The sequence below is a fragment of the Frankia sp. CoBUL1 genome, assembly GCF_978021245.1.
In genome coordinates this window covers 2,848-12,468 of the sequence record NZ_CDXDOS010000093.1, presented here as the reverse complement: position 1 = coordinate 12,468, position 9,621 = coordinate 2,848, and the positions used below count along the sequence as shown (strand labels likewise).

Annotated in this window: 7 protein-coding genes and 1 pseudogene; 5 read left to right on the top strand and 3 right to left on the bottom strand. The window is 71.5% G+C overall.

Annotation, left to right across the window (positions count from 1 at the left end):
• Nucleotides 1-142 precede the first annotated feature (142 nt).
• From AC08OX_RS09200 to AC08OX_RS09185, 4 genes are all read left to right on the top strand, one after another.
• Nucleotides 143-532, top strand: coding sequence for a DUF3224 domain-containing protein (locus tag AC08OX_RS09200; protein WP_476607422.1), 390 nt, complete (start codon nucleotides 143-145; stop codon nucleotides 530-532).
• A gap of 9 nt (nucleotides 533-541) precedes the next feature.
• A complete protein-coding gene (locus tag AC08OX_RS09195) occupies nucleotides 542-1,729 on the top strand; it encodes a winged helix DNA-binding domain-containing protein (RefSeq protein ID WP_476607421.1) in 1,188 nt (395 codons plus the stop codon).
• Between the two features lie 35 nt (nucleotides 1,730-1,764).
• On the top strand, nucleotides 1,765-2,175 hold the full coding sequence (locus tag AC08OX_RS09190; RefSeq protein WP_476607420.1) for a DUF3224 domain-containing protein: 411 nt from the start codon (nucleotides 1,765-1,767) through the stop codon (nucleotides 2,173-2,175).
• Nucleotides 2,176-2,277: 102 nt separating this feature from the next.
• Nucleotides 2,278-2,454, top strand: coding sequence for a hypothetical protein (locus AC08OX_RS09185; protein WP_476607419.1), 177 nt, complete (start codon nucleotides 2,278-2,280; stop codon nucleotides 2,452-2,454).
• Between the two features lie 14 nt (nucleotides 2,455-2,468).
• Here the strand turns inward: AC08OX_RS09185 and AC08OX_RS09180 are convergent, their stop codons facing one another.
• Nucleotides 2,469-3,878, bottom strand: coding sequence for a DUF2786 domain-containing protein (locus AC08OX_RS09180; protein WP_476607418.1), 1,410 nt, complete (start codon nucleotides 3,876-3,878; stop codon nucleotides 2,469-2,471).
• A 114-nt stretch (nucleotides 3,879-3,992) separates the two neighbouring features.
• Here AC08OX_RS09180 and AC08OX_RS09175 point away from each other — a divergent pair.
• Nucleotides 3,993-4,820, top strand: a pseudogene (locus AC08OX_RS09175) (AfsR/SARP family transcriptional regulator); the annotation flags it as partial.
• A 2,601-nt stretch (nucleotides 4,821-7,421) separates the two neighbouring features.
• On the opposite strand, the gene AC08OX_RS09170 reads toward AC08OX_RS09175, so the two are convergent.
• Entirely contained in the window at nucleotides 7,422-8,291 is an 870-nt protein-coding gene (locus tag AC08OX_RS09170; protein ID WP_011436452.1) for an ABC transporter permease, read from the bottom strand.
• Nucleotides 8,288-9,352: an ATP-binding cassette domain-containing protein gene (locus AC08OX_RS09165; protein WP_476607417.1), complete on the bottom strand. Its 1,065-nt coding sequence runs from the start codon at nucleotides 9,350-9,352 to the stop codon at nucleotides 8,288-8,290. The genes AC08OX_RS09170 and AC08OX_RS09165 overlap by 4 nt, the downstream gene beginning before the upstream one ends.
• Between the last annotated feature and the right edge of the window lie 269 nt (nucleotides 9,353-9,621).

Here is a 9,621-nt window from a genome sequence, read left to right as displayed (position 1 = left end):
GGCCGGATGGCGCAACGCAACCCAATGTGCGAAAGCACGGGGCTAGCATGGACACGCAACGCCATCGGTTCGTAGCGGTGGCGGCACGTCAGGGATGGTCAGGGATAGGGTACGGAGCGAGCCGTAAGGGAGCGGTGATCTGATGACTCAGCGCGCTGAGAGCGAACTCACCATCGACAGTCGGCAGGGCTCCCCCGTCGAGTGGCTGGGGGCGGAGATGACCCGCGCCCGCTGGACCAAGAGCTTCACCGGCGACCTGACCGCCACCAGCTGCATCGAATTCGTGATGGGGCAGCTGGTGGAGGGCGACGGCCCCCGCGTGTACGTGGGCGTGGAACGGGTCGAGGGCACGCTGCACGGCCGCAAGGGCAGCTTCGTACTCGTCCACAACGCCCGGTCGCTCGGCGCGGAGAACGAGATGATGATCACCGTGCTGCCGGGCTCCGGCACCGGCGAGCTGGACGGCATCACCGGGACCGCGCAGATCACCCCCGGGCACGCCTTCATCCTCGACTATGAACTCGGCTCCTGACGGCCGCGGATGAGAGGGAAGGCGGCACCAGGTCCGGCCCTGTCCGATCGTGCGCTCGGCCGCGCGCTGCTGGCCAGGCAGGGCCTGCTCGAGCCGTACGACCTGCCGCTCGCCGAGGTCGTCGAGCGGATCGGCGCGGTGCAGTCCCAGTACTGGCCCGCGCCGCCGGTCGCGCTCTTCTCCCGGATGCGGGAGGTGACGGTCCGGCAGGTGCACGAGGCCCTGGCCGCGCGCGAGCTCGCCAACGGCATCCTCCTCCGTGGCACGTTCCACCTGGTCAGTGCCCGCGAGCACCCGGCATACTCGGCGGTGGCCGAGTATGCCGGCACGAACGACTGGCGGTTCTTCCTGCCGAAGTCCATGCGAAGCTTGCCTCCGCTCGACGAGCTACGCCGGGACCTGTACCGTTTCGCCGAGGGCGAGGCGCTCAGCGGAGCGCAGATTGCAGAGTTCATCGAGAAGTGGCTGGCCGCGCGCCCCGAGGAACTCGCCGCGGAGCAGGTCGCCTGGCTGCGCGAGCGGTCCTTCAGGTTGTTCCTGCGTACCAGCGCATTCCTGCGGGTTCCGGCCGACGGGAACTGGAACACGGCCAAGGGCCCCGCCGAGCACACCGCCGCGCCGCAATCCCCGATCACGGGTGACGGCGTGGCGGCGGATGCCGCCATTTCCGAGGTGGTGCCGCGTCATCTGCGCGCCTTCGGCCCCGCCGCGGCGGAGGACGTCGCGTACTGGCTCGGCTGCCGCGTCCCGCAGATCCGGCCAGTACTCGACAAACTGGGCGATTGCCTCGCCCGCCTCACCGATGAGGCGGGACGCACGCTGTACGACCTCCCCGACGCCCCGCGCCCGGACTCCGCGACTCCGGCTCCGGTGCGGCTGCTCCCGTGGTTCGACAGCGCCCTGCTCGCCTACGACGCGAAATACCGCAGAAGAATCCTTCCGGACGCCTACAAGGGCCTCGTCTACATGAAGGCGAATCTACAGCTGTTACCCACGATTCTGGTCGACGGCCTCGTGGCGGGAATATGGTCGGTGGAGACGAAGCAGATAAAAGGCGGTTCCGTCTGCGTCGTCCTCAAGCAGTTCACCGAGCCGAGCCACGAAGACCGGGAAGCGCTTGCCACAGAAGCCGAGCGCCTCGCCCGCTTCATGCGTCCGGAAGCCGCATCCCATACGATCCGTTTCGAAGAGCCCTGATTCACAGGCGATTCGGTAACCGATACAATGCCGCCATGAAGGCTTCCGGAACTTTCGACGTAGCCGTATTCGAACAAACGGAACTGTCTCCCAGACCGGCCCTCGGGACAGGCCTGCCTGTTGGCGTGTGGACCATGGAGAAGCACTACGCCGGCGAACTGACGGGCCGCTCGGCCACTCTGCTGACCGCGGCCTTCGACCGCTCAAGCGGTGTCGGCACCTACGTGGCCATGGAGTCCTTCGACGGCACGCTCGGCGGCAGGAAGGGTGCCTTCAACTTCGTGCACTCCGCCGCCACCACCGGCACCAATCGCTACGACGAGTTCTTCACCATCGTGCCTTCCAGTGGCGCCGGCGAACTTACCGGCATCCGCGGCACCGGCGGCATGGAGATCGACTCCGACGGCACCCGCCACATTTGGTTCGATTACGAACTCGACGAGTGAGCTCCCCCCCCCGGGTATGTCGGTGATCCAGCGCGCGGCGAACAGCCCTGACGCGTGTCCAGCCAGGTGGGTGCGTCTCCGGCGGGCAGTGTGAACACAACGGTGGACAGTACCGAACGTCTCGGCCGGCATCGGTGGAAAGGCGAGAGAACGATCTCCTGGCTGGATGGCTACCGCCGGTTGACCATCCGCTACGAACGCGATGGCCGGAACTTCCTCGGGCTCCTCACTCTGGCCGCCACGATCACCTGCTGGAAGAAACTCCCACACCCCACATGAGACGGCGAAGCCCTTCACTGCTGTCGGGACCGGGCGGTGGTCACCTCGCCGTAGGTGTGCAGGGAGGCGAGGTCAGCGGCGGCCCGGCCGGACGCCCACCCCTCGCCGTCGGTCGCGTTCACCGCCCGGGCGACGACCTGCGGGAACATCGTCTCGGCTGCCTCCTTCACGGCGTCGCCACGGGCGGCGAGCACAGGCAGCAGCCGGCTCTCGCCCGCCTCGACCGCGGCCTGTTCACTGGCCTGCTCGGTAGCGGCCGTCAGGCGTTGGCCGATCCGGACCGCGAACGAGGCGAGGAACGACTGGCGGAACGACCGGGTGCGGGACCGCCCGTGGCGGGACCCGGCCTGCATCATCGCCGCGGTCGCCTGGACCAGGAGCGAGGTGTACAGCAGTTCGACGGCGTCGAGGTCAGGCTGGAAACCGATCACCGTGGCGAACCCGAGGTTCTTTGTCCACACCGAACGGCATCGGTTTGCACCGGCGACCACGTCGAGCAGGCTAGCCTTGGCCGCCTCGTAAGGGCTGTCGACGCCGACCCGGCGGCCGGCCGGCTCGTCGCGGGTTCCCTCCCGCGCCGCGAGCAGCGCCTCGTCGATGCTGTGCCGGGCCATGAGCTGCTGTGCCTTGGCGGTCAGCGCCTCAGCCTCGTCCGCGAACCCGGTCGATTCGGCCTTCGCCAGCAGCGCCCGGACCTTGTCGAGGATGCGTGGGTCGGCGCTCCGGCCGGCCCCGGCCCGGCGGCCCGGGTCCGCCTGGCCGTGGCCGCGTCCCGCAGGGCGACCTGGTGGGTCGCGTCGTGTGGTGCCTGGTGGGGGGCACAGGGATTCGATCGCGGGAAGGGTGTGCAGAAGGGTGAGCAGACCGAGGGTGTCGGCAAGCGCCTCCGCCCGGTCCCGGCCCTCCCGGTCACCCCAGGCGTCCAGCCAGGTGCCGTCATCCTCCCACCACAGAACGGCGTTAAGATCATACAGCTGGTTCTTCCACCGCTCGTCGACGGTGGCGGCCGCGTATTGCCGCATCTGGCCGGCGATGGCGTCGACGGCGAGTCGCGCCTGGCGCTGGCCCGCCTGACGGTTCACGATCCGGTGCACGTCAGCCGGCTGCCAGCCGCGCTGCCAGGCGGCCTCGACGGTGCGGTCGAACCACCCGGCCAGGGACCGATTGACAACTCGGCGTCCGACCGGCCCGCCCGGCGCGGCGACGAGCAACTCCACGTACTCGGCCAGTGCCGCCTCATCCCGGGCGAGCTGGGCGCTCAGCGCCGCCGCGACCAGCTGATCGGCGATCCGGCGAAACATCTCCCGCTGGCCGCGCTCCTCCTGGTAGAAGGCCCCTGCCCCGGACTCCGGCGCCTGGGCGCGGACACGGTTCGCGCGGGCCTTCTGTTTTGCCTTGCGTCGTTCCCGGTTCCGGCTGCCCACCCATCACCTCGCTCAGAGGGAATCCTGATCTCTCGTCCCCAAGGATCGCATGTCGACCGGAGCGAGAAGGACCGACCCCAGGTTCGATGATCAATTCCGCGGCCATACGGCAAAATGATCCACTTATTCACCTCGTTGAGGTTCGTCATGGCGATGTGCTCGGCGGGCGGCCCCAACGAACCAGCCCAGGACCATGTCGTCGCCCGGACCATGTCGCTCGACCGCGGAACCGGCCCTGGCAACGCTCCTGGGGACGTACGGATCGTTCCTGGCTGCCGTTCTAGACTGATCAGAGTGGTCGTGAGCCTCATGCTCCTGGACGGGGTACGCTGGGAGGGCACCCCGGTGATGGGCGACCGCCCCCGAGCTTTGCTGGCGGCGCTGGCATCCGAGCCCGGCCGGCCGGTGCGGGCGCAGCGGCTGGCCGAGATGATCTGGGGCGAGGGGTCGTTGGCCAACCCGGCCAAGGGCCTTCAGGTGGTCGTCTCGCGGACCAGGGCGGCGTGTGGTGCCGGTGCGGTGGTGCGCGACGGTGACGGCTACCGGCTCGGTCTCCCGCCGACGCAGGTCGACAGCTGTCTGCTGGGCCGGCTGGTGGCCGAGGCCGCCGAGCTCGTCGCTGTCGATCCGCGGGCCGCCGTCGAGCGGGCCCGCGCTGCGCTGGACCTCGGCACGGCGCTGCCGCCGGTGCCGGTGAACGGCTCCGGGCCGCTCGCCGACGTGCGCCGGGCGGCCGGCCGCGACCTGGCGGCGGCCCGACTGCTGTTGGCCCGGGCCACGAGTCGTACAGGTGAGCATGCCAAGGCGCTCGGGTTCCTGGAGGCGGCGCACGCGCAGCAGCCCGACGACGAGGACCTGTTGGTCGACCTGCTACGCAGCGAGGCCGCGGTGCGCGGGCCCGCGGCGGCGTTGGGACGATTCGAGCGCTACCGCCGGGACCTGCGGGAGCGGCTGGGGACCAGCCCCGGGGAGACACTCACCCGGGTCCAGCGCGATCTGCTCGCCCTCGACCGGCCCGTCCGGGGCGGGATCCGATACGACGCCACTCCCCTGCTGGGCCGCCAGCACGACGTCGAGCGGCTGCGGGCGTTACTGGACCGGTCGCGGGTGGTGTCGATCGTCGGGCCGGGTGGCCTCGGGAAGACCCGCCTGGCCCATCTGCTCGCCCGGGACAGCACGCTGCCGGTGGTGCACGTCGTCCACCTGGTCGGGGTGGCGGCGCCCGAGGACCTGATCGGCGAGGTCGGCTCCGTGCTCGGCGTCCGCGACTCGATCGGCGACCGCCGGGTGCTGACCCCCGCGCAGCGCGCCGACCTGCGCGCGCGGATCGCCGCGAGACTGGCGCGGGGGCCGGGCCTGCTGCTGTTGGACAACTGCGAGCATCTTGTCGCCGAGGTCGCCGAGCTGGTCGCCTTCCTCGTCACGGCCACCGCCGACCTGCGGGTGCTCACGACGAGCCGGGCGCCGCTCGCGATCGGTGCCGAGCGGGTCTACCTGCTCGGCGAGCTGGTCCGCGCCGACGCGGTCGAGCTGTTCAGCCAGCGTGCCACCGCGGCCCGCCCCACCGTCCGGCTCGACCGTGAGGTGGTCGGCCGGATCGTCGACCGGCTCGACGGGCTTCCGCTGGCGATCGAGCTGGCGGCGGCTCGGGTCCGGGCGATGTCGGTGGAGGACGTCGACCGGCGGCTGGCGGACCGGTTCGCCTTGCTGCGCGGCGGAGACCGCGCCGCCCCGGACCGCCACCGCACGCTGCTCGCCGTGATCGACTGGTCGTGGAACCTGCTGGCGGAGCCGGAACGGCGCTCGCTGCGCCGGCTGGCGCTGTTCCCGGACGGTTTTACCCTGGAGGCGGCGGAGGAGATCCTCGCCGCCCCCGGCCCCGCCGACGAGGCAGCGGGTTCCGATCCCGTCAACGCGGTCGACGCGGTGCAGAACCTCGTCGAACAGTCGTTGCTGAGCGTGCGCGAGCCGGCCGGCGGAGTGCGTTACCGGATGTTGGAGACGGTCCGGGAGTTCGGCCGGCTGCGGCTGGCCGAATCCGGCGAGCAGGTCGCGGCGCGACGGGCCCAGCGGGACTGGGCGGTCGGCTACGCCACCCGGCACGGCGTGGGTCTGGTCACGGAGCGGCAGTTCGCGGCGATCGACGCGATCGCGGCCGAGGAGACGAACCTCGCCGACGAGTTGCGTGACGCGGTGGCCGACGGCGACACCGAGACGGTCGTGCGGCTGCTGGCGGTGCTCGGTATGTTCTGGGCGATCCGCGGCGAGCACCTCCGGATGTCGGTGCTGATCGACGCGGTCACCGCGATGCTGTCCGGCTGGACACCGCAGCCCGCCGCGGCCCAGGCTGCCGTGGCTGCCGGGACCGCGATGGCGACGGTCGCGATCTTCGTGGGGGACGGGCTTCTCCCGGCGCCGATCCGCGAGCTGCTGGAGCGGCTCGGCCCCGAGGCTGCGGGCGACCCGTGGCTGGCCAACACGGCGCGGGTGCTGCTCGCCCTCGACCCGGCGCAGCCCACGGACACCGAGACACAGCTCGTGCGGCTGGCGGACGGTGCCGACCGGCACCTGCGCCTGGTCTGTCTGGTGTGGCTGGCCCATCTGCACGAGAACGCCGGTGAGGCACTGGCCTCGGCGGCAGCCGCCGAGCAGACGCTGGCCCTGGCCACACCGCGGGAAGGGCCGTGGCTGACGGCCATGGTGCACACCCGGCTGGCCGAGCTGACGATGCGGCGCGGAGATTTCGCCGTCGCCCGTTCCCACGCCCAGGCGGCCCTGCCGGTCCTGGAACGGCTCGGTGCCCGCGACAACGTCGCACAGCTGCGGGTGCTGCTGGCGTTCGACGCCGTCAACGGCGGCCGGCTCGACGCGGCCGAGGAGTATCTCGCCCGGATCGACCCGTCGGACGGGGCCGTGTACGGCGGCCCGATGATGGCGGCGATCGGCCGGGCCGAGCTCGCGATCGTGCGCGGCGACACGGCTGGGGGCCTGCGCCAGCATCTGGACGCGGCAGCGGGGATGCGGGCGTTGCGATGGCCCGGTGTCGCAACGACCGGCGTCGAGCCCTGGGTGCTGGCCGGCGACGCGGTGGCGCTCGCCGCCTTCGCCTGGCACGCGGCCAGCGCCGACGACCTCGCCACCGGCCACGACCTGTTTCGCGCCAGTCTCGTCCGGTGTGCCGACGCGTTGCGACGCAGCCGGGCCACGATCGACTATCCGGCGTGCGGGACGCTGCTGTTCGCGTTCGGCGTCTGGGGCCTTCGCGACGGCCGGCCGGCCGGGATGCCGGCCGGGATGACAGTGCGGGAGGCGGTCCAGCTGCTCGCGCTGGCGAAGCGTTTCTCCTACATCGCGACGATCCCGTCGCTGGGGTGGGCCCGGGTCGAGGCGCTCGCCGAGCGCCGGGCGCCCGGCGCACTCCCGGCAGCCCGGTCGGACGCCGAGGCCCGGCGCCCGGCGCAGCTGTTCGACGAGGCGTGCATCCTCGTCGAACGGCTGGCCGATCTACCACCGGGCCGCGACGGGGCATCGCCGGGGCACGGGCTACAGGTGCCGCTTGTAGCTGACGACCGACATCGGCAGGAAGATCACGATCACGGCGAGACCGGTGAGCAGCGTCCAGCCGACCTGCCCGGTGAGCACGCCGTTGTTGGCCAGGTCCCGCGTGGCGGAGACCAGGTGTGACACCGGATTGACCCTGGTGAAGGTCTCCAGCCAGCCCGGCAGCGTCTTCGCCGGCACGAACGCGTTGGACAGGAAGGTCAGCGGAAACAGGATCATCATCGAGATTCCCTGCACGCTGCGGGCGCTGCGGGCGACCGTGCCGATCCAGGTGAACGCCCACGCGATCGCCCAGCCGGTCAGGACCGCGAGCACGATCGCGCCGAGCACGCCGGGCACGCCGCCGCCGGGCCGGTAGCCGAGGATCAGGCCCATCAGGTAGGTCAGGCTCGCCGCGATCAGGTAGCGGACCAGGTCGGCGATCATCGGCCCGGCCAGCGGCGCGATCCGGGACATCGGCAGGGACCGGAACCGGTCGAAGACCCCCTTGTCCATGTCCTCCCGCAGCTGCGTACCGGTGGCCATGCAGGTGGTGAGCACGGTCTGGGCGACGATGCCGGGGATGAGCAGCGGCAGGTAGCTGTGGACGTCGCCGGAGATCGCGCCGCCGAACACGTAGGCGAACATCGCGGTGAACAGCAGCGGCTGGAGCGCCACGTCGAAGAACTGTTCCGGGTTGCGGCGCATCTTCTTCAGCGCTCGCCAGGCCATCGCGAAGCTCTGGGTAAGGGTGTCCCCCACCCCGGCGCGGGCCCGGGTACGGGCGACGGCGGCTGCCGGGTCGACGGCCGAGGCCGGCCGCGGCGCGCCCGCGGCCGGCCCGGCCGACGGCCCGGCGAGAACGGTGTTCATCGAGTTACCTCCGTGGCGTGGTCGTCTGGGCTGGTCGCGTCCTGGTCGGGTACCGCTCCGGTCGGGCCGCCGGCGGTCTGCGGGTCGCCGGCGTCGCCCGGGTCGCCCGGGCCGCCGTGGCCGGGACCGTGGCCGGTGAGGGCGAAGAAGACCTCGTCGAGGGTCGGTTTGGCGACACTGACCGAGGCGATCGCGACGGCGGCCCCGCGCAGCGCGATCAGCACGTCGGCGGCCCGGTCGGCGACGTCGAGCGGGACGTTGAGCCGGCCGGACTCGGGCGTGGTGACCGGCTCCTCGCCGAGCACCCGCAGCACCACCTCGCGGGCGCGCTCCTGGTCAGCGCCGGGGGCGAGCTGAAGCTGCAGCGTCGAGTCGCCGACCTGGGTCTTGAGCTCGTCCGGCGTGCCCTCGGCGACCTTGCGCCCGTGGTCGATCACGCAGACCCGGTCGGCGAGCTGGTCGGCCTCGTCCAGGTACTGCGTGGTGAGCAGGACGGTGCAGCCGTCGTTGACGAGCTCGCGGATGGTGTCCCACATCTGGCCGCGGGTACGCGGGTCGAGGCCGGTCGTCGGCTCGTCCAGGAAGATCAACGGTGGCCGGGTGATGAGGGACGCGGCAAGATCGAGGCGGCGGCGCATCCCGCCGGAGAACGCCGAGATCTGTCGTTCGGCGGCCTCCTCGAGACCGAACTGCTCCAGCAGCCGGCGCGCGGTGGCGCGCGCGTCGGCCGAGCGCAGGCCCTGGAGCCGGCCGAACAGCCACAGGTTCTCGGTGGCGGTGAGGTCCTCGTCCACGGAGGCGTACTGGCCGGTCACGCCGATGAGCTGACGGACCCGGTGCGGCTGGGCGGCGACGTCGACGCCGAAGATCTCGGCCCGGCCGTCGTCGATCGCCAACAGCGTGGCCAGCATCTTCAGCATCGTCGTCTTGCCGGCACCGTTGGGCCCGAGCACGCCGAAGATCTCGCCGTGGCGCACCTCGAGATCGATGTGGTCGACGGCGTGAAAATCGCCGAATCTCTTGACCAGACCACCGGCCTGGACCGCGGGCATGGCTGTCACCCGTCTTCCTTCCGTGGGGTGTCGCGACAACGGGGGATCGACAACGGGGGCGTCGGGTCGAGGGAGGCGTCGGATGAGCTGGCCAGAACGCTAGACAACGGCGGTATCACCGCCCCTGCACGCCGGTTTCACCGGCCTTCGACCGGCGGCGCGGGCGGGACACAGGCGCCGCCACCGGCCGGAGCCGCCTCCGGTACCGACGGCCTGCCCGGTCCGCCCCGTGCCCGCCCCGTGCCCGCCCGTATGCACGATGCGGGCAGGCGCGTCAC

What these genes read in the sequence shown, in the direction of transcription:
- AC08OX_RS09200 (WP_476607422.1), top strand. Translation starts at nt 143, where the DNA reads ATGACTCAGCGCGCTGAGAGCGAACTCACCATCGACAGTCGGCAGGGC.
- AC08OX_RS09195 (WP_476607421.1), top strand. Translation starts at nt 542, where the DNA reads ATGAGAGGGAAGGCGGCACCAGGTCCGGCCCTGTCCGATCGTGCGCTC.
- AC08OX_RS09190 (WP_476607420.1), top strand. Translation starts at nt 1,765, where the DNA reads ATGAAGGCTTCCGGAACTTTCGACGTAGCCGTATTCGAACAAACGGAA.
- AC08OX_RS09170 (WP_011436452.1), bottom strand. Translation starts at nt 8,291, where the DNA reads ATGAACACCGTTCTCGCCGGGCCGTCGGCCGGGCCGGCCGCGGGCGCG.